The organism is Glycomyces salinus, assembly GCF_016428645.1.
Classification (GTDB): domain Bacteria; phylum Actinomycetota; class Actinomycetes; order Mycobacteriales; family Micromonosporaceae; genus Glycomyces; species Glycomyces salinus.
The window spans coordinates 1-20,675 of sequence record NZ_JAELXW010000134.1; the positions used below are offsets into that span (position 1 = coordinate 1).

Annotated in this window: 26 protein-coding genes and 1 pseudogene; 17 read left to right on the forward strand and 10 right to left on the reverse strand. The window is 69.6% G+C overall.

Features of this window, described 5'->3' with window-relative positions:
• From iscB to JFB92_RS23295, 4 genes and pseudogenes are all read left to right on the forward strand, one after another.
• Positions 1-1,583 (forward strand): RNA-guided endonuclease IscB (gene iscB, locus JFB92_RS23280; protein ID WP_233163711.1); only part of this gene is annotated, 1,583 nt, incomplete at its 5' end.
• Complete coding sequence (sdhC, locus tag JFB92_RS23285) at positions 1,580-2,386, forward strand: succinate dehydrogenase subunit SdhC (protein WP_199044128.1); 807 nt, start codon at positions 1,580-1,582, stop codon at positions 2,384-2,386. The genes iscB and sdhC, both read left to right, overlap by 4 nt.
• A gap of 12 nt (positions 2,387-2,398) precedes the next feature.
• Positions 2,399-4,312, forward strand: a complete 1,914-nt coding sequence (locus JFB92_RS23290; RefSeq protein ID WP_199044129.1) for a fumarate reductase/succinate dehydrogenase flavoprotein subunit — start codon at positions 2,399-2,401, stop codon at positions 4,310-4,312.
• A pseudogene (locus JFB92_RS23295) lies at positions 4,309-5,052 on the forward strand (succinate dehydrogenase/fumarate reductase iron-sulfur subunit); the annotation flags it as partial. The gene JFB92_RS23290 and the pseudogene JFB92_RS23295, both read left to right, overlap by 4 nt.
• A 55-nt stretch (positions 5,053-5,107) precedes the next feature.
• Here the strand turns inward: JFB92_RS23295 and JFB92_RS23300 are convergent.
• Entirely contained in the window at positions 5,108-5,527 is a 420-nt protein-coding gene (locus JFB92_RS23300; RefSeq protein ID WP_199044131.1) for a type II toxin-antitoxin system VapC family toxin, read from the reverse strand.
• On the reverse strand, positions 5,520-5,789 hold the full coding sequence (locus tag JFB92_RS23305; RefSeq protein WP_199044132.1) for a type II toxin-antitoxin system Phd/YefM family antitoxin: 270 nt from the start codon (positions 5,787-5,789) through the stop codon (positions 5,520-5,522). The genes JFB92_RS23300 and JFB92_RS23305 overlap by 8 nt, the downstream gene beginning before the upstream one ends.
• Positions 5,790-5,903: 114 nt before the next feature.
• Between JFB92_RS23305 and JFB92_RS23310 the strand changes: the two genes are divergently transcribed.
• A complete protein-coding gene (locus tag JFB92_RS23310) occupies positions 5,904-6,173 on the forward strand; it encodes an acylphosphatase (protein WP_199044133.1) in 270 nt (89 codons plus the stop codon).
• Positions 6,174-6,197: 24 nt separating this feature from the next.
• Here JFB92_RS23310 and JFB92_RS23315 read toward each other — a convergent pair whose 3' ends face one another.
• The 3 genes from JFB92_RS23315 to JFB92_RS23325 form a co-directional block, all read right to left on the reverse strand.
• On the reverse strand, positions 6,198-6,626 hold the full coding sequence (locus JFB92_RS23315; RefSeq protein ID WP_199044135.1) for an organic hydroperoxide resistance protein: 429 nt from the start codon (positions 6,624-6,626) through the stop codon (positions 6,198-6,200).
• 12 nt (positions 6,627-6,638) lie between these two features.
• Positions 6,639-7,076, reverse strand: a complete 438-nt coding sequence (locus tag JFB92_RS23320) for a MarR family winged helix-turn-helix transcriptional regulator (protein ID WP_199044137.1) — start codon at positions 7,074-7,076, stop codon at positions 6,639-6,641.
• An 81-nt stretch (positions 7,077-7,157) separates the two neighbouring features.
• A complete protein-coding gene (locus JFB92_RS23325; protein WP_199044139.1) occupies positions 7,158-7,721 on the reverse strand; it encodes a TetR/AcrR family transcriptional regulator in 564 nt (187 codons plus the stop codon).
• Positions 7,722-7,804: 83 nt separating this feature from the next.
• Here JFB92_RS23325 and JFB92_RS23330 point away from each other — a divergent pair, with 83 nt between their 5' ends.
• From JFB92_RS23330 to JFB92_RS23345, 4 genes are read left to right on the forward strand one after another with little or no spacing between them, the layout of a single operon-like run.
• Positions 7,805-8,218, forward strand: coding sequence for a hypothetical protein (locus JFB92_RS23330; RefSeq protein WP_199044141.1), 414 nt, complete (start codon positions 7,805-7,807; stop codon positions 8,216-8,218).
• A gap of 11 nt (positions 8,219-8,229) precedes the next feature.
• A complete protein-coding gene (ychF, locus tag JFB92_RS23335; RefSeq protein WP_199044143.1) occupies positions 8,230-9,318 on the forward strand; it encodes a redox-regulated ATPase YchF in 1,089 nt (362 codons plus the stop codon).
• 54 nt (positions 9,319-9,372) lie between these two features.
• Positions 9,373-9,582, forward strand: a complete 210-nt coding sequence (locus JFB92_RS23340; protein ID WP_199044145.1) for a hypothetical protein — start codon at positions 9,373-9,375, stop codon at positions 9,580-9,582.
• Positions 9,583-9,620: 38 nt separating this feature from the next.
• A complete protein-coding gene (locus JFB92_RS23345; protein WP_199044147.1) occupies positions 9,621-9,863 on the forward strand; it encodes a hypothetical protein in 243 nt (80 codons plus the stop codon).
• A gap of 129 nt (positions 9,864-9,992) precedes the next feature.
• Here JFB92_RS23345 and JFB92_RS23350 read toward each other — a convergent pair whose 3' ends face one another.
• Entirely contained in the window at positions 9,993-10,493 is a 501-nt protein-coding gene (locus JFB92_RS23350; protein WP_199044149.1) for a nuclear transport factor 2-like protein, read from the reverse strand.
• A 2-nt stretch (positions 10,494-10,495) separates the two neighbouring features.
• Positions 10,496-10,993 carry a winged helix-turn-helix transcriptional regulator gene (locus JFB92_RS23355; RefSeq protein ID WP_199044151.1) on the reverse strand — a complete coding sequence of 166 codons (498 nt, stop codon included), beginning with the start codon at positions 10,991-10,993 and terminating at the stop codon, positions 10,496-10,498.
• Positions 10,994-11,089: 96 nt separating this feature from the next.
• Here JFB92_RS23355 and JFB92_RS23360 point away from each other — a divergent pair, with 96 nt between their 5' ends.
• Positions 11,090-11,230: a hypothetical protein gene (locus JFB92_RS23360; protein WP_199044153.1), complete on the forward strand. Its 141-nt coding sequence runs from the start codon at positions 11,090-11,092 to the stop codon at positions 11,228-11,230.
• A gap of 37 nt (positions 11,231-11,267) precedes the next feature.
• On the opposite strand, the gene JFB92_RS23365 is transcribed toward JFB92_RS23360, so the two are convergent.
• On the reverse strand, positions 11,268-11,612 hold the full coding sequence (locus JFB92_RS23365; protein WP_372451685.1) for a VOC family protein: 345 nt from the start codon (positions 11,610-11,612) through the stop codon (positions 11,268-11,270).
• A 66-nt stretch (positions 11,613-11,678) separates the two neighbouring features.
• Between JFB92_RS23365 and JFB92_RS23370 the strand changes: the two genes are divergently transcribed.
• The 4 genes from JFB92_RS23370 to JFB92_RS23385 all read left to right on the forward strand — a co-directional run bounded on the left by JFB92_RS23370 (position 11,679) and on the right by JFB92_RS23385 (position 15,971).
• Complete coding sequence (locus tag JFB92_RS23370; RefSeq protein WP_199044157.1) at positions 11,679-13,484, forward strand: HSP90 family protein; 1,806 nt, start codon at positions 11,679-11,681, stop codon at positions 13,482-13,484.
• A 31-nt stretch (positions 13,485-13,515) separates the two neighbouring features.
• The gene (locus JFB92_RS23375; protein ID WP_199044159.1) at positions 13,516-14,583 is read left to right on the forward strand and encodes a hypothetical protein; all 1,068 of its coding nucleotides are present in this window, start codon (positions 13,516-13,518) and stop codon (positions 14,581-14,583) included.
• Positions 14,583-15,374 (forward strand): SDR family NAD(P)-dependent oxidoreductase, encoded by a 792-nt coding sequence (locus JFB92_RS23380; protein WP_199044161.1) that lies wholly within the window; start codon positions 14,583-14,585, stop codon positions 15,372-15,374. The genes JFB92_RS23375 and JFB92_RS23380 overlap by 1 nt, the downstream gene beginning before the upstream one ends.
• 69 nt (positions 15,375-15,443) lie before the next feature.
• Positions 15,444-15,971, forward strand: coding sequence for an MmcQ/YjbR family DNA-binding protein (locus JFB92_RS23385; protein ID WP_199044162.1), 528 nt, complete (start codon positions 15,444-15,446; stop codon positions 15,969-15,971).
• Positions 15,972-16,036: 65 nt separating this feature from the next.
• On the opposite strand, the gene JFB92_RS23390 is transcribed toward JFB92_RS23385, so the two are convergent.
• Positions 16,037-16,384, reverse strand: a complete 348-nt coding sequence (locus JFB92_RS23390) for a 4a-hydroxytetrahydrobiopterin dehydratase (protein WP_199044163.1) — start codon at positions 16,382-16,384, stop codon at positions 16,037-16,039.
• Positions 16,385-16,862: 478 nt separating this feature from the next.
• Between JFB92_RS23390 and JFB92_RS23395 the strand changes: the two genes are divergently transcribed.
• A complete protein-coding gene (locus JFB92_RS23395; RefSeq protein WP_307789262.1) occupies positions 16,863-17,261 on the forward strand; it encodes a (deoxy)nucleoside triphosphate pyrophosphohydrolase in 399 nt (132 codons plus the stop codon).
• Here JFB92_RS23395 and JFB92_RS23400 read toward each other — a convergent pair.
• The gene (locus tag JFB92_RS23400) at positions 17,258-18,424 is read right to left on the reverse strand and encodes an alanine racemase (RefSeq protein ID WP_199044165.1); all 1,167 of its coding nucleotides are present in this window, start codon (positions 18,422-18,424) and stop codon (positions 17,258-17,260) included. The two genes, JFB92_RS23395 and JFB92_RS23400, sit on opposite strands and share 4 nt — an antisense overlap.
• A 34-nt stretch (positions 18,425-18,458) precedes the next feature.
• On the opposite strand from JFB92_RS23400, the gene JFB92_RS23405 reads away from it, so the two are divergent.
• Both JFB92_RS23405 and JFB92_RS23410 read left to right on the forward strand, forming a co-directional pair.
• A complete protein-coding gene (locus JFB92_RS23405; protein ID WP_199044166.1) occupies positions 18,459-18,866 on the forward strand; it encodes a RidA family protein in 408 nt (135 codons plus the stop codon).
• A gap of 33 nt (positions 18,867-18,899) precedes the next feature.
• Positions 18,900-20,507 (forward strand): N-acyl-D-amino-acid deacylase family protein, encoded by a 1,608-nt coding sequence (locus JFB92_RS23410; protein WP_199044167.1) that lies wholly within the window; start codon positions 18,900-18,902, stop codon positions 20,505-20,507.
• Positions 20,508-20,675: the final 168 nt, after the last annotated feature.

The following is a 20,675-nucleotide window of genomic DNA, read 5'->3' on the forward strand; positions in this document are numbered from 1 at the left end:
TTGCTCTGGAATCCGTGCCAGCAGACAACCCGGAAGCAGGGACGAAACGGGGCACGGATGCCACATCGGCCCCCGGTTTCCAACATGGTCGAGGGGAGACCGCCGGTGGTTCACCTGCCATCGACGGCGTCACCCCCGCGCCCGCAAGGGCCGGGGAGCGGCCGCGTGAGCGGCACCCGGCGGTGTTCGTGCTCGACAAGCACGGCACACCGCTGCAACCGACAGCCCCTGCGAGGGCCCGGAAGCTGCTGAAGTCAGGACGGGCGGTCGTCGCACGCCATACCCCGTTCGTAATCAGGATGAAGGACCGCGCCGCCGGAGCATCTGCGGTGGAAGGGGTGGAGATCGGGATCGACTCCGGCAGCAAACACTCGGGCATCAGTGTGTTCACCGCTGATACGGGAGAGCGACGCGGCCGGTTCGCCCTGCAAATCGATCATCGGGGCGCGGCCATCCGCAAGAAACTGGCCCAACGATCGGGCTATCGCAGGCGGCGCAGGAACGTGAATCTGCGCTATCGCGTTCCTCGCTTCGACAACCGAACTCGACCGCGAGACTGGCTTGCTCCGTCGTTGAGGCACCGGGTCGAAACCGTTGTCTCCTGGGTGGAGCGCTTGTCGCGCTGGGCACCGGTGCGGAAGATCCATGTAGAACGGGTCGCCTTCGACACCCATGCCATCAGCGCTGGTCGGGCGCTGGAGCGCGCCGAATATCAGCACGGGACCCTGCACGGTTACGAGGTCCGGGAGTATCTATTGGAGAAATTCGGCCGCACGTGTGTCTACTGCGACGCTACAGATGTGCCGGTCAGTATCGACCACGTTCATCCGCGGTCCCGAGGAGGCTCGGATCGCGTGTCGAACCTGGTGTTGGCTTGCGTTCCCTGCAACCAGGTCAAGGGCAGCCAGGATGTGCGCGAGTTCGCGCCCAACCGGGCTGGACACATCCTGCAACGCTCGAAAGCACCGCTCCGAGACGCTGCAGCGGTCCAGACCACCCGTTGGGTGCTCTGGCGCGCACTCGACTCCAAGCATCCGACCCACATCGGCAGCGGCGGACGCACCAAGTGGAATCGGCATCGGACCGGTGTTCCCAAGTCACACACGCTGGATGCCTTGCACGTCGGCGTGCTGGACAAGGTCACCGAAGGCGTCTCGGTACTGCTCATAGCCGGGTGCAGTGGGCGCGGCAGCTATTCCCGCACACGCCCGGACCGACACGGCTTCCCCCGTTTGCGTATGCCACGCACCAAGAGCTTCTTCGGCTTCGCCACCGGCGACCTAGTCCGCGCGGCCATCCCCAGCGGAAAGCACGCCGGTATACACATTGGTCGAGTCGCAGTCCGCAGTACTGGGAGTCACACGGTGCAGACACCAACTGGTCCGGTCAAGACTTCGCACCGATACCTACGGCTCCTGCAACGCCGTGACGGCTATGCCTACAAGTTCGCGAAAGAAAAGCTGTCCCGAACGCCCCATGACGCCGTCCGTCCGGACGCCAGTTCAGCCAATCCAGCCTCGACCGGCAGGGCTCGTATTAATCCTGGCTCAACGAGCAGGGAATCCGTGGAGGAGAACCAATGACCACGACCGACCGCACTGCCGTCACCTCTCCGCCGCGCGCGTCGATATCGGCGCGCAACCTCAGGACCGACAACTGGATGCGCGGTCCGGTCCTCACGGTCGTCGGCATCACCGCCTGGGTCGCCTACGCCACCTTCCGCGTCTTCTACCAGGGCGACTACTGGGTGGCCGACTACCACTACCTGACGCCGTTCTACTCGCCGTGCGTCTCCGAGGGGTGCGTGCCCGACTCGGCCCACTTCGGACGGATACTGCCCGACCATCCGCTGATCCCCTACGCCGCGTTGAGCCTGCCGTTCCTGCTGGCCTTCCGGCTGACCTGCTACTACTACCGCAAGGCGTACTACCGGTCGTTCTGGCTCTCGCCGCCGGCCTGCGCCGTCCCCGACGGGCACCGCGGCTACTCCGGCGAGACCCGCTTCCCGCTGATCCTCCAGAACTTCCACCGCTACTTCTTCTATGCGGCCTTCCTGATCTCGGTCATCAACACCTACGACGCGATACTGGCGTTCCACTCGCCGTCGGGATTCGGCTTCGGGCTCGGCAACCTCGTGCTGCTGACCAACGTGGTGCTGCTGTGGTGCTACACGCTCGGCTGCCACTCCTGCCGCCACGTCATGGGCGGGCGGATGCGCCACTTCTCCAAGCACCCGATCCGCTACCGGCTCTGGACCTTCGCCAGCGTCCTCAACGCCCGCCACATGATGTGGGCCTGGATCACCCTGGCCTCGCTGGCGCTGACCGACTTCTACGTCATGGCCGTCGCCGCCGGCTGGTTCTCCGATCTCCGATTCGTCAACTGAGGCAGGCAAGCAATGAGTGAAACCGCGAACGCCGCAGACGTCGAGCGGCTGTCCTGCGACGTCCTCGTCATCGGCGCGGGCGGGGCCGGGCTCCGCGCCGCCGTCGAGGCCCGCCTGGCCGGCAAGTCCGTCATCGTCGTCTCCAAGTCCCTGTTCGGCAAGGCGCACACGGTCATGGCCGAAGGCGGGGCCGCCGCCGCGATGGGCAACGTCAACGACAACGACAGCTGGCAGGTCCACTTCCGCGACACCATGCGCGGGGGCAAGTTCCTCAACAACTACCGGATGGCCGAACTGCACGCCAAGGAGGCGCCCGAGCGGATCTGGGAGCTGGAGACCTACGGCGCGCTGTTCGACCGCACCCCCGAGGGCAAGATCAGCCAGCGCAACTTCGGCGGCCACGAGTACCCGCGCCTGGCCCACGTCGGCGACCGCACCGGCCTGGAGCTGATCCGCACCCTCCAGCAGAAGCTGGTCTCGCTCCAGCAGGACGACCAGCGCGAGAGCGGCGAGTACGACGCGAAGCTCAAGGTCATCGACGAGACCACCGTCACCGAGCTGCTGCTGTCCGACGGCGCGGTCAAGGGCGCCTTCGGCTACCGCCGCGGCACCGGCCGGTTCCTGGCGATCGAGGCGCCCGCGATCGTGCTGGCCACCGGCGGGATCGGCCGCTCGTTCAAGGTCACCTCGAACTCCTGGGAGTACACCGGGGACGGCCACGCGCTGGCAATGCGGGCCGGGGCGCGGCTGATCAACATGGAGTTCATCCAGTTCCACCCCACCGGGATGGTCTGGCCGCCCAGCGTGCGGGGCATCCTGGTCACCGAGTCGGTGCGCGGCGACGGCGGGGTGCTCAAGAACTCCGAGGGCAAGCGGTTCATGTTCGACTACATCCCCGAGGTGTTCAAGGCCCAGTACGCCGACAACCCCGACGAGGGCGACCGATGGTACTCAGACCCCGACTCGAACCGGCGCCCGCCCGAGCTGCTGCCGCGCGACGAGGTCGCCCGGGCGATCAACTCAGAGGTCAAGGCGGGCAGGGGAAGCGAGCACGGCGGGGTCTACCTCGACATCGCCTCCAGGCGCAGCGCCGACTACATCATGAAGCAGCTGCCGTCGATGTACCACCAGTTCAAGGAGCTGGCAGACGTCGACATCACCGCCGAGCCGATGGAGGTCGGCCCGACCTGCCACTACATCATGGGCGGCGTCGAGGTCGACGCCGAGACCGCCTCCTCGGCGGTGGAGGGGCTGTTCGCGGCCGGCGAGGTCTCCGGCGGCATGCACGGCTCGAACCGCCTGGGCGGCAACTCCCTGTCGGACCTGCTGGTCTTCGGCAAGCGCGCCGGAGAGCACGCCGCCATGCGGGCCGAGGCGGCCGGCCGGGCCGAGATCACCGACGCCGAACTGGAGCGGGCCGCGGCGAACGCGCTGCGCCCCTTCGACGGCGACGGCGAGAACCCCTACGAGCTCCAGTCCGCCCTCCAGGCGGTCAACGGCCGCCTGGTCGGCATCATCCGCCGCGCCGGGGAACTGGAGGAGGCCCTCACCGAGCTGCACTCGCTGCTCCCGCGCATCGAGAACGTCTCGGCCACCGGCGGCCGCGCCTACAACCCCGGCTGGCACCTGGCGCTGGACCTGAAGAACATGTGGCTGTGCTCGGTGGCCACGGCCAAGGCCGCGCTCGAGCGGGACGAGTCGCGCGGCGGCCACACCCGCGAGGACGCGCCCGGCATGGACCCGCAGTGGCGCAAGGTCAACCTCGTCTCCTCCTTCGAGGACGGCGACGTGAAGCTGCGGCGCCAGCCGGTGCCCGCCATCTCCCCCGAGCTGCTGTCGCTGTTCGAGACCACCGAGCTGGCCAAGTACATGACCCCCGAGGAATACCAGGGCACCGGCGAGCCGGGCCGAGAGGAGGCCGAATGAGCACGCGCACCTTCCGAGTGTGGCGGGGCGACGCCGAAGGCGGCGACTTCGCGGAGTTCGAAGTCGAGGTCAACGAGGGCGAGGTGATCCTGGACGTCATCCACCGCATCCAGGCCGAGCAGGCCCCGGACCTGGCGGTGCGGTGGAACTGCAAGGCCGGCAAGTGCGGGTCGTGCTCGGCCGAGGTCAACGGCATGCCGCGGCTGATGTGCATGACGCGGATGAACCTCTTCGAGCCCGACCAGACGGTCACCGTCACTCCGCTGCGGACCTTCCCGGTGGTGCGCGACCTGGTCACCGACGTCTCGTTCAACTACGACAAGGCCCGCGAGATGCCCGCCTTCTCGCCCCCGGCCGACCTGGGACCCGGCGAGTACCGGATGCAGCAGGTCGACGTCGAGCGCGGCCAGGAGTTCCGCAAGTGCATCGAGTGCTTCCTGTGCCAGAACACCTGCCACGTGGTGCGCGACCACGAGGAGAACAAGCCGCCGTTCTCGGGCCCGCGCCTGTTCATCCGCGCCGCCGAACTGGACATGCATCCGCTCGACGACCGCGACGACCGGCGCGAGACGGCCCAGGACGAGCAGGGCCTGGGCTACTGCAACATCACCAAGTGCTGCACCGAGGTCTGCCCCGAGCACATCAAGATCACCGACAACGCGATCATCCCGATGAAGGAGCGCGTCGCCGGAGACCGCTACGATCCCCTGGTGTGGCTGGGCCGCAAGATCTTCCGCAAGAAGGCCCGGAGCGAATGACCGCCGGTCGACAGTGTGGAGAGCGAACGGCCCCGCTCTAGACGGCGCGGACCTCGAGCATTGACGCCAGCGGCTCGAAGTCGCGCGGGTTCCGGGTGTACAACGGCAGCCGATGCCGGATGGCGACTGCGGCGATCATCATGTCCGCCAGGTATTTGCGCGGCTTGCGGCCGGACTCCTGCACCAACAGGTGCACCGTGCCGAACGTCTGCGCCGATATCTCGTCGAACGGCAGCGGGTTGCGAAATATTCGCTGGGCCCAATTGAGCACCTGTTGCCGCCGGGCCTGTTCGGGCGGGTCATGACGGGCCGCGTTGGGACCAGCGTGCAGTTCGGCCAGGGTGACGGCGCTGATCGCCCGGAAGTCAGGCAGCATCGCGTCGTCGACACGCGGATAGTCGATGACAACCGATGTGTCGAGCACACCGAATTCGGGCTGCGATTCGGTCTCAGGCATTGCGCTCGTACGGGTCGAGGAACTCGCCTTCGACGGACTCGCCCAATTCGCGGCGCAGCCGCCCGAAGTCGACTTCCGGCAGTCCGGCCGCACTGTCCCGCATGGTCTCGGCGGACACGAACGGGGACTCGTCCGCGACAGGAGTCAGCCGAGCGACGGGCGTGCCATTCCGGGTCACGATGAACTCTTCCCCGTGCTCGGTGGCCCGCAGGATGCGACCACTCTCATTCCGCAGTTCGCGCTGGGTGATCCTCTGATCCATGCCCCGATCGTACCACCACTGTCGCCGAGGTGCTACGTGTTGCTACAGACTCGAGAGGGCGGAGACCGGTCAAGACCGCCAACGTTCGAGCCGACCGGCGCCTATGATGGCCGCATGATGCGGCGACGCGTGCGTGTCCTCGGCCGGGTGCAGGGCGTGTTCTTCCGCTACGAGTGCTCGCGCCAGGCCGAGGCGAGGGGCGTGGCCGGCTGGGTCCGCAACCGGCACGACGGGACCGTGGAGGCGGTGTTCGAAGGCCAGGAGGCGGCGGTGGAGGCGATGGTCGCGTGGACCGGGCACGGCCCGAGCGGGGCCCGGGTGGAGCGGGTCGACCAGACCCAGGAACGGATCGAGGGCCTGACGGGCTTCAGGATCATTGCCTGAGGCCGCCGGGCCCTCGCCGCTGGATCAGTCGTCGGCGGCCTGGACGAGGTCGAGGTCGACCTCGATGTTGCCGCGAGTGGCGTTCGAGTACGGGCACACCAGGTGGGCCTTGGCCACCAGTCCCTCGGCGACCGCGCGCTCGGCGCCGGGGGTCGAGACCTCGAGGACCGCGTTGAGCGCGAAGCCCTCGCCCTCCTTGCCGATGCCGACGGTGGCCTCCACGGTGGAGGCGCCGAGGTCGACCTTCTCGGCGCGGGCGACGGCCTGGAGCGCGCTGTGGAAGCAGGCGGCGTAGCCCGCCGCGAACAGCTGCTCGGGGTTGGTCTTGCCGCCGGGGCCGCCAAGTTCCTTCTGGATGGCCAGATCGAGGTCGATCCGGCCGTCGTCGGTGGCGACGTGGCCGTCGCGTCCGGCGCCGGACGAGGTGGCGTGCGCAGTGTAGAGCGCCTGCATGGTTTCTCCTGATCAGTTGGTGTTCTTGCGGATCGATTCGGTGAAGCGGTTGATCTGGTCGCGCAGAGCGAGGATCTCCTCGACCGTCATGTCGGAGGCGGCGGCGATCGTCCCCGGGATCTCGCAGCCGTCCTTCTCCAGGGCCTTCCCGTCCTCGGTGAGGTGGACGGTGACGACGCGCTCGTCGGCGGCCTCGCGGCGGCGCTCGACGAGCCCGGCGGCCTCCAGTCGCTTGAGCAGCGGGGAGACGGTGCCGGAGTCGAGGTCGAGCTCCTCGCCGAGCGCGGTGACGGTCCGGCCGTCGGCCTCCCAGAGCGCGACGAGGATCAGGAACTGCGGATAGGTGAGCCCGAGCCGGTCGAGCAGCGGCCGGTAGTAGCCGGTGACGGCCCGCGCGGCGCTGTGGAGCGCGAAGCAGGCCATCTCTCGGACTCTCAGGGTCTCGGACATGCCGATAAAGATAGCGCACGATTAAGTTGTGCACAACCTATATGTGAGCCGTCAGACTCCCGGGCCGCGGACGCGCGCCGTTCACTCGGGATCGAAGCGGATCCTGGTGGCGATCTTCCTGACCGTCGCCTCGGGGTCGCCGGCCACCTCGGGTGGGAAGTTGCCGCCGATCAGGAGTTCGGCGAAGCCGTGGACCATCGACCACGCGGCCACCGCCTGCGGGCTGAGGCTCGGCTCTCCCCCGGCGAGGTCGGCGGCCCCGCGGACGAGGACCGACCTCGAGCGGGATTCGGCGCGGGCCAGGTCGGGATCGTCCTCGTGGAGCAGTTCGGGCCGGAACATGATCTCGAAGTAGGGGCGGTTGTCGATGGCGAAGCGCACGTATGCGACGCCGACGTCGACGAAGTCGCCGTTCCGCCCGGCGCGCTCGAGGGCGTCGGCGAAGCGCCCGTAGCCCTCGGTGGCGACGGCGGTCAGCAGCCCGGCCTTGTCGCCGAAGTGGTGGGCCGGGGCGGCGTGGGAGACGCCGGCGCGCTTGGCGACGGCGCGCAGGCTCAGGGCGCTCGGGCCGGTCTCGCCCAGCGATTCGACGGCGGCGTCGATCAGGGCCCGGCGGAGGTCGCCGTGATGATACGAGCTGTTCACCGGTAGAACCCTATCCGAGAATTTGACAGTGTCAAGTTGTCCGGGTATCTTGACAGTGTCAATCCAGCTTTGAAAGGCCCATCATGCTCGAACTCAGCGACTCCTCCCGAACGATCGCCGGAATCGTGCTGCTGACGATCATCACCATCGAATTCGGCGGCGCCTTCCTGCTCAGGATCGTGCGCGGCCAGGTCCCCATGACCGAGTTCCAGAAGTCCTTCGCCCGGGCCGGGCACGCCCACGCCGGGATGCTCGTCACCCTCGGCCTGGTGTGCCTGATCCTGGCCGACGCGACCGGCCTGACCGGCTTCGCCGGATGGCTGGCCCGCGCCGGGGTGCCGTGGGCGGCGATCTTCATGTCCGCCGGATTCTTCCTGTCCTCGGCCGGCCGGGACGTCCACAAGCCCAACGGCCTCATCGCCCTGCTGTGGATCGGCGCGGCGGGCCTGGCCGCCGGCACGCTGACCTTGGGAGTGGGGCTGCTGACCGCGGGCTAGGCTTGACTACCGTGAAACTCAGCATCGGTATCGTCGGTCTGCCCAACGTCGGCAAGAGCACCCTGTTCAACGCGCTCACCCGCTCGGAGATCCTGGCGGCGAACTACCCGTTCGCCACGATCGAGCCCAACGTGGGCGTGGTGGCCGTGCCCGACGAGCGCCTGCCGAAGCTGGCCGCGATCTACGACTCCGAGAAGATCCTGCCCGCGACGGTGACGTTCGTCGACATCGCCGGGCTCGTCAAGGGCGCCAGCGAGGGCGCGGGCAAGGGCAACAAGTTCCTGTCGAACATCCGCGAGTCCTCGGCGATCGCCCAGGTCGTGCGGGTCTTCGAGGACGGGAACGTCACCCACGTCGACGGCCGGGTCTCCCCTCCCGACGACATCGAGACGATCAACACCGAGCTGATCCTGGCCGACCTGCAGACCATCGAGAACGTCCTGCCGCGCCTGGAGAAGGAGGCCAAGCAGGACAAGTCCAAGCAGCCGAAGGTCGCGGCCGTAAAGGAGGCGCAGCAGGTCCTCGACTCCGGCCGGACCGTCTTCGCCGCCGGTCTCGACACCGAGCCGCTGTACGACCTGCACCTGCTGACGGCCAAGCCGTTCATCTACGTGTTCAACGTGGACGAGGACCAGGTCGGCGACGAGGAGCTGGCCGCGAAGCTGCGCGCCACGGTCGCGCCGGCCAGGGCGGTCATCCTGGACGCCAAGTTCGAGTCCGAGCTGATCGACCTGGACGAGGAGGAGGCCCGCGAGCTGCTGGAGTCGACCGGCCAGACCGAGCCGGGCCTGGACCGCCTGGCCACGGTCGGCTTCGCGACCCTGGGCCTCCAGACCTACCTGACCGCCGGCCCCAAGGAGGCCCGCGCCTGGACGATCAAGCAGGGCGCCACGGCTCCGGAGGCGGCCGGCGAGATCCACACCGACTTCCAGCGCGGCTTCATCAAGGCCGAGATCGTCTCCTACGACGACCTCATGGAGGCCGGGACCATGCAGGAGGCCAAGTCGGCGGGCAAGGTCCGCATGGAGGGCAAGGACTACGTCATGCGCGACGGCGACGTGGTCGAGTTCCGCCACGGAAATACCTCAGGCGGGCGGTGACCTACCGTAAACCTATAGTTGACAGCACCGCCCGTAAATGATAGGTTTACAACATTGGAGATTAAGTGGTCAGCCCGCAAACACGGAATCTCTGACAACTCGATCATCCATGCATGGGAGAACGCACTCCGCACCATCGAGTATGAGTACGACGGAGAGGAGCGATTGCTCATCATCGGTGCCGACGAGTCGGGAAACCTGCTCGAACTGGTTGCTTTCCCCGCAGCCGAGCCGACGCGCATCATCCACGCAGATCGACTCTGACCGAAGTTCTTCGACTATCTCTGAGGAGGGTGATCCGAATGACTACCAAGCACCGCATCGATGAAACTGGCCTCGACCAGCTCGATCCCGCCGAGTCGCCTGCCCGAGACGCGACCTACTTCCGCAACATCATCGCTGCGCGCAAACGGATCGCCGACGCTGAGGCCGAGTTGCGCGAAGCCGTCCAGGCTGCCCGCGACGCCGGCGACTCCTGGACCGTGATCGGTGCCGCGCTGGACACGACGCGACAGAATGCCTATCAGCGCTTCGGCAAGGGCTGAGGCACTCACGTTCCGATCCGGCATGTGATTTTGCTGGTGGCCGCCCACCGCAATCGCAGCTGCGGACGACGACGTGGTCGAGTTCCGCTTCAATGTCTAGTTGTATTCCCCGGTGCGTTCGCGGAGGCGTCAGTCGCGGCGGGCGCTCGCCGGTGAGGCCATCGGAATGAACTTGCGGTCGCCGGAGGCCGCGACGGAGTCGAGGAACGCCCCCGCGAAGGTGAGGGTGCGGGCCGCGCCGGGCCTGCCCTGCCGACGCGCGACGAGCGGCCCGAGCCGCCGCAGGAAGCGGGTGCTCGCGGGCAGTGGCCGCATGAACAGCGTCACCTTCGCGATCCGCCCCTGCTCGTCGAGGTCCACGAACTGGGCCTCGTTCATCACGAGGTCGTCCACGCGAGCCTCGGCCAGGAGCACGGCGCCCGATGCCACGCGTTCGTTCCGGACGTAGCGGATCGCCCTGAGGACCTCGAACACGTCCCGCAGGAGGTCGACGATCTCGTCCCTGCCGCGGAAGACGAACTGGTCGGTCACCGGCGAGGCGAGCACGGCGTCGTCCCCGAGCGCCGCCCCGGCGGACTCGGCGTCGCCGTGCTCGCCGCTCCGGATCCATGTCTGCAACGGGGTGTCCATATTCAGGTCCCTTCTCGGGTCAGGCGTTCGGCGATGACGACGGTGCCGGGGGCCATGCGCCCGCCGGGGCCCGGACGTGCCGCGATGGACTCGGCCACGAGCGGCCGACCGCAGTCGCCGCAGGCGACCTCCGCATCCAGCGACGCGCCGCACTCGTGGGTGAACTCCAACGGCGCCTCCCCGCCGCTGCGCCACCGGTCGCCCCATTGCGTCAGCGCGACGAGGATCGGGACGAGTTCTCGTCCGCCGTCCGTCAGCGTGTAGCGGACGCGCCGCGGGCGCTGGTGGTACACGGTTTCGCCGAGGACCCCTTCTCGGACGAGGTGCTCGAGGCGATCGGCGAGCAGCGCGCGGGATACGCCGAGGTCGCGGGCGATGTCGTTGAACTTGTCGACGCCGAGGAACACGTCGCGCAGGATCAGCGGCGTCCAGGTGTCGCCGATGACGTCCAGGGACCGGGCGAGGGAACAGGCGAACTCGGCGAAGCTGCGGCGCGGCATGCCGTCACCCTAGCAAGTTCAGATAATGAACGCAGCCCGGCTTCGGCACGCGGGTCCGGCATACGCACCCCACGTGCGGGAGCGGAAGCGGACTGGATGCTGATCGCCGAGGACACGAACGCCGGCGACCTGCTGGCCGAGATCAGACGCGAACGCGAGGACATCTATCAGTGGTACATGGACATCGCCCACCGAGGAGAGCCGTATCCGCGATCGCGGCGGCGCGGCGCCTCCTGACCGAGCGCCTCCGCGGCTCCGGACGCCGACCTTCGGCCTAGGTGTGGGCTCCGACGTTGACCACCCGGCCGGAGGAGTCGCGGTAGAAGAACCGGGTGACGCCCCAGGGTTCGGCGGTCAGCGGATGCACGATCTCCACTCCGGCCTCGACCGCCGCGTCGAACGCGGCCCGGACGTCGTCGACGAAGACCGACAGGTCCGGGTTCACGGCAGCGGTGGCGTCGGCGGTCATGAGGCTGAGCTGCCGCCCGTCGTCGTCGGCGAGCGTGACGATCCACCCGTGGTCCATCACGACCCGCAGACCGAGCACCTCGGTGTGCTCCCGGACGGCCGCGGCCAGGTCGGCGACGGTCAGGTCGGGAACGATCCGTTCGATGCGCACCAGGCGAGTGAACCAGGGTTCCCGCACCCGGTCAAGGTGTCGCCGCCACCGCATAACCTTGGCGGCATGATCACACCGAGCGGCCGGGACGGGGCCGACCGAACCGAACTGTTCCAGGTCGATCTGCGCGGGGTCGTGGAGATCCTGTCGCAGCACCTGTGCTCGGGCCCGCGAGTGTTCCTCCGCGAACTGCTGCAGAACGCGCGCGACGCGCTCGTCGCCCGCGCGTGGCTCGGGGAGGACGGCGGCCCCGGCGGAGTGCGCGTCGTCGTCGAGGACGGCGCCGTGGTCGTCTCGGACGACGGCGTCGGGCTGACCGCCGAGGAGATGCGGACGCTGCTGGCGACGATCGGAGCCTCCTCCAAACGCACGGACCTGGAACGGGCCCGCGAGGACTTCCTGGGCCGGTTCGGCATCGGCCTGCTCTCGTGCTTCCTCATCGGCGACACCGTGGAAGTCGTCTCGCGCAGCGCGCGCACCCCGGAAGCGGCCACCGTCCGCTGGGTGGGCTCGAGCGACGGCACCTACACCATCACCGAGGCCGCGGAGCCGCTGCCGCGCCCCGGCTCGCGGGTCGCCGTCCGGCCGCGGCCAGAGGAGGAGCGATGGGTGCAGCCGCGACGCCTGGTCCGTCTCGCGCGCCGATTCGCCGAGTACCTCGACGTGCCGGTCGACGTCTTCGACGCGGCGGGCGAACCGACGCGCGTGAGCGGAGCGACGCCGCCGGAAGACCTCGACCCCGAATCCGCGGCGCGCCGGTGCGATGCCGCCTTCGGGTTCGACCCTCTCACGACGGTGCGCATCGACGTGCCGCTGCTGGGCGTGCGGGGCGTCGCCTTCATCTCGCCGCGGCGTTCGACCGCGGCCCGCCGCGCCGGCGACGTCGTCTACAGCCACGGGATGCTCGTCGCCGAGGACAACACCCAGCTGGCCCCCGAGTGGGCCTATTTCGCACGGATGATCATCGACGCCGGAACGCTGCCGCTGACCGCCTCACGCGAATCGCTGCAGGACACGAAGCTCACCCAAGAGGCCGCCGAGGTGGTCGGGGCGCGGATCCGCGAGCACATCGAGGCGCTCGCGCACTCGCATCCGGACACCTTCCGCCGCTTCGTCGCCGCCCACGCGGTGGGCCTGCGGGCGATGGCGCTCACCGACGAGTCGATGTTCGCGTTCATGTACGACCACGTGCGCTTCAACACCTCCCGCGGCGAGCGGACCCTGCGCGAACTCGTCGAGGGCACCGAGGACGAGGCGCCGACGCGCGTCATCCACGAGGTCCTCCTGCCCGGGCAGTTCCGGGCGCTCGCGCCGCTGGCCCGGCACCAGGGCATGGTCCTGGTCGACGCCTCCCACGTCCACGAGCCCCAGATCCTCGCCCGGCTCGCCGAGTCCGAGATCGATGTCCGGGTGCGCCACCTGAATCTGGAGACGCTCGTCCAAGCCGCCTCCCCCGCCGACGACCGGGGACTCGCCGCATCGCTCGGCCGGATGGTCGCCGACGCCCTGCCCGGCTGCGAAGCGCTGGTCGTCGACCTCGGCGTGAGCTCCGTGGCCGCCCTCGAACTGGCCGGAGACGACGGCTGGGACCCCGAGGACTCCGAACCGGACGGATGGGGACCGGTGTTCTCCGCGGCGGCCGGACCGCTGGCGCCGACCGGGCCGCGCCTCGTCCTCAACGTCGCCTCGCCGGTCGTGCGGGCGCTCGGTGGCGAGCTTCCGGCCGAGGTGGCCAGGCACACCGTCCGGGCACTGCACATCCTGGGAAGGCTGCACACCGGGCGGCCGCTCGGCGACGACGACCAGACGCTGCTCGGAGAGAGCCTGGGCACGCTCGTGACCGCGGCCGCATCGCCGAGGACCGCCGGTTGAACCGCTCCGCCGTACCGCGAAAGGAACCGCGATGAACGAGCTCGAAACGTACCTCCAGGGCCTCAACGAAGAGCAGATCGCCGAGTTCGAGCGCATCAACGACATCTACACGGCCACGACGGGAATGGAGCTGGGCGAGGAACTGGAACGGGTGCTCGAGTCGATCTACGCCGACGCCGAGGCGATCGGTTCGGCCTTCCACATGGCCTCGATCCGGGTCGTCCAGCTGATCTCGATCTTCCAGCGCGGCGCCCGCACCGAGGGGTTCCGCCGGTTCGGTCCCACCATGAAGCTGCTCGAGGAGCGATGGCACGAGCTTCCGGAGGAGATCGCGGCGCCGTTCGCCGCGGTCGTGCTGCAGCCGCTCGATGTGATGATCGACGACCCTGCGGTGCCGCGCGAGGCGATCGAGGGGTACCTGGACCAGTTGCAGACCGCGTCGCGCCGGGCCGGGCACGGGGAGCCCGAGGCCGCGCTCGCCCGCGCCTACTGGCATGCGCACACCGGTGAGCGCGAAGCGTGCGAGGAGTGGACGGACCGCTGGCTCACCGCCGACGCGCCGTGGTGGCCCCCTGAGGCGCCCAGAACGATCAACCTCACCGGCCAGCTGCTCGGCGGTTTCGACCCCCAGGCGGCCCTGGACAACTTCGACCGGAGCCTGCCCGCGATCGCCGGCAGGCGCCCGTACGTGATGTCGGCGCTCGTCGAGCGCGCCGGCTATCTGGCGCTGTGCGGCAGGACCGCGGAGGCGTGGCGGGAGCTCATGGCCGTGCTCCGGGAGGACGGCCTGGACGAGACGGTGGAGTCCTGTCCTGCCTGGGCGATCCTCCGGGCGAGCGACGCGGCTCCGCTCCAGTCCGAGGACGACGCCGTCCCCGGGGCCCTCGAGATCCTCAAGGCCACCGAGGAGTCCGTCGAGACCGACTCCTGGGACGCGATCGAGAACACCGCCGCCGTGGCACGGTTCCACCTGGTGCGAGGCGACGAAGGGGCCGCGGCCGCCCCGGCCGACCAGGCGCGGTCCCTCGCCCGCGCCTACGACGGCCGCAACGGGAACGAGCACCACACCGAGCTGCTCCAACGCAGGTGGCTCAAGTGATGGTGCCGCCGTCTCCCCGGAACGTCGCGGTGGTCACCGGCGGGGGGCAGGGGGTCGGCCGGGCGATCACCGAGCGGCTGCTGGCCGACGGCTGGGGCGCAGTCGTGGTCGAACTCGACGGCGCGGACGGGGCGTGGCCGGAGGCCGAAGGCGGGCGGGCCCGCCTGGTCGCCGGCGACGCCGGCGACGACGCGGTGGCGGCCCGGGCCGCCGAGGCGGCCTCCGAGCTGGGGCGCTTGACCGGGTGGGTCAACAACGCCGCGGTCTTCCGCGACGCCTGGCTGCACGAGGCCGGCGGCGCCGCCGTGGCCGAGCTGGTGGAGCGGAACCTGCGTCCGGCCCTGGCCGGTTCGGCCGCGGCCGTGGCGTCCTTCCGCGGGGCGGGCGTGGCCGGGTCGATCGTGAACGTCTCCTCCCACCAGGCGCAGCGGCCCGTCTCAGGCGCGCTGCCGTACTCGACCGCCAAGGCGGCCGTGGAGGGCCTCACGCGCGCGCTCGCGGTCGACTACGGGCCCTGGGGCATCCGGGCCAACGCCGTCGCGCTCGGCTCGATCGTCACCGGACGACTCGAGGCGCTGCGCGCCTCGCAGACCGAGGCGGAGCGGGCCGAGACCGACGAGCAGATGCGGCGGCTCCATCCGCTGGGGCGGGCCGGGCTGGCCGCGGAAGCGGCCGACGTGGTCGCGTATCTGCTCTCGGAGCGCTCATCGTTCGTATCCGGCGCGGTGATCCCGGTCGACGGCGCCAGAGCTGTGAGCGGCCCCGATCCCGAGCACCGCACGCCGGGCTGAGCGGGGACGGCGCCCGGTGTCGGTCCCGGCGGGCACAATCGAGGCACCGACGACGCGGGAGGCGGAGAGATGACGACGAAGGCGCAGCTGCGGAAGGCGGCGCTCGCGCTGCCGGAGACCGAGGAGTCCACCCACGACGGGCTGCTCTCGTTCAAGGTGGGCGGCAAGAGGTTCGCCTCGCTGGCCGACGACGGCCGGGTGCAGCTCAGGCTGCCCGACGACCGGGTCTCGGAGGTGCTGGCCGAGCACCCTTCCGGGGAGCGCGTCGAGCACGCGGGAAAGCCTATCGGGCTGCGGATTCCGCTGGCCGACGTCAACGGCATGGTCCTGAACGCCCTGGTGCGGGCCGCCTGGTCGCACCGGGCGCCGAAGCGGCTGGCCGACTCGGTCATAGCGGCCGAGTCGGGCGGCGGCGACCTGCCGCCTCAGATCGGCCGTCCCGCCACGCGGGCGCTGAGCGGCGCGGGGCTGGACACCTTGGACCGGATCGCCTCCAAGGGCGAGGCCGAACTGCTCGCGCTGCACGGCGTCGGCCCGAAGGCCGTCCGCGTCCTGCGGCGGGCACTCGAGGAGCGGGGGCAGGCGCTGCGGCCATGAGGGGCCGCCCGGGATCGTCGCAGGGAGAGGTGGGTGGCGCTGCGGCCCCTCCCGGAGCCCGGGGGTCAGCGGGAGCGGGGTAACTGGCTCCGCTTGAGCCAGCGGGTGAAGCGGTTCCCGGAGAAGTCGGGGTTCTCCTGGGCCGCCAGTTCGCCGGCTATGGCGAGGTACGCGCTCTCGACGCGGCCGGCGAAGGTCACGTCGGTGAGGCTGAAGCCGCCGTCGCGGCTCAGCACGATCTCGGTCGCATCGTCGGACCTGCTCACGTCCGGATGGACGTCGAGGGTGTCCGCGAAGATCTTGATCTGTTCGGCGAGCTCGGCATGCTGGGATGCGTCGAGTGGCAACTTCCGCGACAGGCGACCATCGTCGGCGTTCCACCCGTTCAGCTCGCTCAGTGCGTCCAACAGCACGTTATCGTCCTGCTCCGTTCTCCCCATATGGCACCGTCGCCATCTGTATTGGCCATGGGCACGATGCCACCCTGGCGTAGTCGGACCCTGGCCGATCAGTAAGGTTGGTCTACCGGCGGCGACACCGACACCAGACTGGATCACGGATCGTAGACATCACCGATGCGGGGCGTCTGTGCCTGAATTGTCGCCATATCTTTATCGTTTCTGAACCGAGTGTTCCCCTTTATCCAGCGTCTGTCCAGGGCGTCATAGGAGACATTTCGGTAAATTAGGATTTTCCAGTACTTCTCTTGTCTGGTTTTGTGCCGACGGGCAGGATTCCTGGCCGATGGTTCCACCTCGAAATCACCCGAACGGACGAGGAATCCTGAGAATCCTCTCGGTTCGCAGACCGCGACAACGCCCCCAGAACGCCACGCACCGTTACATTCACGCGACTTCGGCGTGGTATCGAGGCACGGATAGAATCCCGGCCGTGACACAACCACGAGTCGTCGTCGGCGCCGCCGTCATGGCCGGGGACAAGGTCCTGGCGGCCGCCCGCTCCTACCCGCCCGAGCTGGCCGGACTCTGGGAGTTCCCCGGAGGCAAGGTCGAGCCCGGAGAGACCGAGGCCGAGGCGCTGCGGCGCGAGTGCCGCGAGGAACTGGGCGTCGAGATCGAGGTCGGCGAACGGGTCGGAGACGACCTGGTCACCGGCGACGGCAAGTTCCTGGTGCGGATCTACCTGGCCGAGGTGCGCTCGGGCGAGCCCAGGGCGGTCGAGCACAGCCGGCTCCGCTGGCTGACCGTCGCCGAGTTCGACGACGTCGCGTGGCTGCCGGGCAACCGACAGTTCCTCGACTCCCTGCGCGAACTGCTGACCGAGCCTTAGAAGCACGTCCGCACCGCGTCGACGATCCGTCCCTCCTCGTCGGCCACCGGGATCAGGGTCCACTTGTCGAACGAGGTGCACGGGTGCGACAGCCCGAGCCGGACGACCTCGCCCACTCCGAGCCCGTCGACCGCGCCGGTCAGGAACAGGTGCTGGTCGCTGATCTGCGAGCACTCGGCGCCATCCAGGTCCAGCGGCAGCGGCAGGTCCTGGTCGAACGGGACGTCCCGGCGGCCCGCGTCCAGGATCGCCAGGCCCGGCTCCGGACGCGAGAGCACCCGCGATCGTGCCGTCAGCGCCGGGCGGAACCGCGGGGCGTCCGCGCCCCTGGCCGCGGGCGTGAGCCGGGCGTAGAAGCCGTGGTCGTGGACCAGGTAGGAGCCCGAGCGCAGCACCACCTCGGCCCGGTCGGCCAGAGGCCCCAGGACGGCGGCGACCCGGTCGAAGTGGGCGCTGCCTCCGGCGGTGACCACCGGCCGGTCGGCCTCGAAATCGAGCGCGGCGAACAGCTCGGCGAGGTCGGCCAGGTAGCCGTCGACGTCGCCGACGGCGCCCTCGTAGCCGCCGACCCCGGCCAGGCGCAGGGTCGGGGCCGACCGGACGGCGGAGGCGACCTCGGCGGCCGCTTCGAGGCTCCGCGCCCCGGCTCGGCCGCCGTCGGCGCCCAGTTCGACCAGCACCTCGAACGGGCCGCCGCGGGCCAGGACCGCCACGGCCTCGACCGAGTCGGCGAAGACGGCAATCCGCGCCCCGGACCGGGCCCAGGAGGACAGCCATTCGACTCCGGCGGGGCTGGCGACCTCGTTGGCGACGATCAGGCGCTCGACGCCGAACGCCCGCGCCACCCGGGCCTGCGGCAGGTTCGCCACGGTGATCCCGACGGCTCCGGCGTCGAGCTGCCTGCGCCACAGCTGCGGCGCCATCGTGGCCTTGCCGTGCGGGGCCAGCGACAGGTTCCGCGCGGCGCACCAGGAGGCCATCGCGGTCAGGTTGTGTTCGAGGGCGGCCGCCGACAGGACCGCCGCGGGGGTGTCGAGGTCGGCGGCAAGTGGCTCGGTCTCCAGCCACCGGTCGAGCCGCATCCCTTGCGCCGCGGGCGGGATCGCCTTGAATCTCCAGTCCAGGGTCTCCTCGCGCAGGGCCCGGAGGCGCCGCTCGTCCATCGCTCACCCCTAAATACGAAGGTATATTTACTATATGACAGCGAAGACCTCGATCCACACCGCCGACGCCCCGGCCCCCGCCCACGCCTTTCCGCAGGGCGTCCGCTCCGGGCCCCTCCTCCAGGTCTCCGGCCAGGGCCCGGTCGACCCCGAGACCGGCGAGTACGTCCACCCCGGCGACGTCGCGGCCCAGACCGTCCGGACCCTGCGGAACGTCGAGGCGATCCTCAAGGCCGGCGGCGCGGGGCTGGACGACGTGATCATGCTCCGGGTGTACCTGGCCGACCGCGCCGACTTCGCGGCCATGAACGACGTCTACGCCGCGTACCTCGCCGAGCGCACCACGGAAGGGATAGCGTTGCCGTGCCGCACCACAGTCGTCTGCACGCTGCCGCGCGAGGAGATGCTGGTGGAGATCGACGCCCTGGCGTCGGTGGCATGAGCTGAACACTTCACGGGGGAAGGGCGCACGACAATGCTGGACATCGTTATCCGAGGCGCCGAGGTCGTCGACGGCACCGGAGCGCCGCGATTCCGCGCCGACGTCGGCGTCAAGGACGGCCGCATCGCCGCGGTCACCTCGGACCGCCTCGACGCCGACCGCGTCATCGACGCAGGCGGCCTGGTCTGCTCCCCCGGCTTCATCGACATGCACGCCCACTCCGAGCTGGCCGTCCTGACCGACCCCGGGCACCTCGGCAAGCTCGGCCAGGGCTGCACCCTCGAAGTGCTCGGCCAGGACGGGCTCAGCTACGCGCCGGTCGACGAGACCACCGCGCCGCAGATGTGGGACGCCATCAGCGCCTGGAACGGCCGCCCCGAGGGCCTGGACTTCTCCTGGCGCTCGGTCGGCGACTACCTCGACCGCATCGACACGCAGGGCTCGCCGACCAACGTCGCCTACCTCGTGCCCCACGGGACGGTGCGGATGCTCGCGATGGGCTGGGACCAGCGCCCGCCCACCGAGTCCGAACTGGAGGCCATGCGCGGCCACGTCGCCCGCGGCATGGAGGAGGGCGCGGTCGGGATCTCGGCGGGTCTGAGCTACACGCCCGGGATGTACGCGGCCACAGACGAACTCGTGGAGCTGTGCGAAGTGGTCGCCCGCTACGGAGGCTACTTCGGGCCGCACCAGCGCAGCTACGGCGCGGGCGCGATGGAGGGCTACGCCGAGATGGTCGAGATCTCCCGGCGGTCGGGCTGCGCGCTGCACCTGACGCACGCGACTTTGAACTACAAGGTCAACGCGGGCCGGGCCGACGAACTCCTCAAGATGGTCGACGAGGCCCTGGACGAAGGGCTGGACGTCGGGCTGGACACCTACCCGTACCTGCCGGGCATGACGATGCTCGCCGCGCTGCTGCCGAGCTGGGCCATGGAGGGCGGCTACGAGGCGCTCTTCGAGCGCCTGACGGACGAGTCGACCCTCGAACGGATCGTGTACGAACTCGATGAGGTCGGGACCGACGGCTCCAACGGAGTCCCGGTCGACTGGCGGTCGATCGAACTCGCCGGAATCGGCGTGCCCCGGCTCAAGCACTGCGTCGGCAAGACCATCGCCGACATCGCCGCCGAATGGTCCGCGCCCCCGGTCCTGGTCTACCTCGACCTGCTGGGGCACGATTTCGGCGCCTCCTGCCTGATGCACGTGGGCAACGAGGAGAACGTCCGGAAGATCATGCGCCACCGGACCCACACCGGCTCGACCGACGGCGTGCTGCACGGCGGGAAGATCCACCCGAGGGCCTGGGGTGCCTTCGCCCGCTACCTGGGCCACTACTGCCGGGAGCTGGGGCTGTTTCCGCTGGAGGACATAGTCGCCCATCTGACCGGGCGACCGGCCGCGCGCCTGAGCCTGACCGACCGCGGGCTGGTCAAGCCCGGATACGCCGCCGACCTGGCCGTCTTCGACCCCGAGACGGTCGACGCCCGCGCCACCTTCGACGAACCGCGCCGCCAGGCCGAGGGAATCCCATATGTGCTCGTCAACGGCCGAATTGCGATAGACGAAGGGCGGCGCACCGGGGCCGTCCCTGGCCGGTCGGTGCGCCGCCGGGACCGAAGATTTCGGCACTCACGCTGACACGGTTGCCGCCTTGGTCGGCGGCCGTCCCGGATGCCTGGATGCACGGTCTTCGACTCCACCTTGATGGAACCGCGAACCGACGTCGAATCACGGGGCCGGGTCACTCCGGGTAAAGGTTCGACCTGTCAGCGACGGTGAGGTGTGTGGAGGGCTGGTGTCTGCGGC

Coding starts and splice junctions, on each gene's coding strand:
- JFB92_RS23385 (WP_199044162.1), top strand. CDS start 15,444: ATGACGACGAAGGCGCAGCTGCGGAAGGCGGCGCTCGCGCTGCCGGAG.
- JFB92_RS23300 (WP_199044131.1), bottom strand. CDS start 5,527: ATGCCTGAGACCGAATCGCAGCCCGAATTCGGTGTGCTCGACACATCG.
- JFB92_RS23405 (WP_199044166.1), top strand. CDS start 18,459: ATGACAGCGAAGACCTCGATCCACACCGCCGACGCCCCGGCCCCCGCC.
- JFB92_RS23310 (WP_199044133.1), top strand. CDS start 5,904: ATGATGCGGCGACGCGTGCGTGTCCTCGGCCGGGTGCAGGGCGTGTTC.
- JFB92_RS23375 (WP_199044159.1), top strand. CDS start 13,516: ATGAACGAGCTCGAAACGTACCTCCAGGGCCTCAACGAAGAGCAGATC.
- JFB92_RS23290 (WP_199044129.1), top strand. CDS start 2,399: ATGAGTGAAACCGCGAACGCCGCAGACGTCGAGCGGCTGTCCTGCGAC.
- sdhC (WP_199044128.1), top strand. CDS start 1,580: ATGACCACGACCGACCGCACTGCCGTCACCTCTCCGCCGCGCGCGTCG.
- JFB92_RS23400 (WP_199044165.1), bottom strand. CDS start 18,424: ATGGACGAGCGGCGCCTCCGGGCCCTGCGCGAGGAGACCCTGGACTGG.
- JFB92_RS23380 (WP_199044161.1), top strand. CDS start 14,583: ATGGTGCCGCCGTCTCCCCGGAACGTCGCGGTGGTCACCGGCGGGGGG.
- JFB92_RS23350 (WP_199044149.1), bottom strand. CDS start 10,493: ATGGACACCCCGTTGCAGACATGGATCCGGAGCGGCGAGCACGGCGAC.
- JFB92_RS23355 (WP_199044151.1), bottom strand. CDS start 10,993: ATGCCGCGCCGCAGCTTCGCCGAGTTCGCCTGTTCCCTCGCCCGGTCC.
- JFB92_RS23345 (WP_199044147.1), top strand. CDS start 9,621: ATGACTACCAAGCACCGCATCGATGAAACTGGCCTCGACCAGCTCGAT.
- JFB92_RS23370 (WP_199044157.1), top strand. CDS start 11,679: ATGATCACACCGAGCGGCCGGGACGGGGCCGACCGAACCGAACTGTTC.
- JFB92_RS23305 (WP_199044132.1), bottom strand. CDS start 5,789: ATGGATCAGAGGATCACCCAGCGCGAACTGCGGAATGAGAGTGGTCGC.
- JFB92_RS23315 (WP_199044135.1), bottom strand. CDS start 6,626: ATGCAGGCGCTCTACACTGCGCACGCCACCTCGTCCGGCGCCGGACGC.
- JFB92_RS23330 (WP_199044141.1), top strand. CDS start 7,805: ATGCTCGAACTCAGCGACTCCTCCCGAACGATCGCCGGAATCGTGCTG.
- JFB92_RS23410 (WP_199044167.1), top strand. CDS start 18,900: ATGCTGGACATCGTTATCCGAGGCGCCGAGGTCGTCGACGGCACCGGA.
- JFB92_RS23360 (WP_199044153.1), top strand. CDS start 11,090: ATGCTGATCGCCGAGGACACGAACGCCGGCGACCTGCTGGCCGAGATC.
- JFB92_RS23320 (WP_199044137.1), bottom strand. CDS start 7,076: ATGTCCGAGACCCTGAGAGTCCGAGAGATGGCCTGCTTCGCGCTCCAC.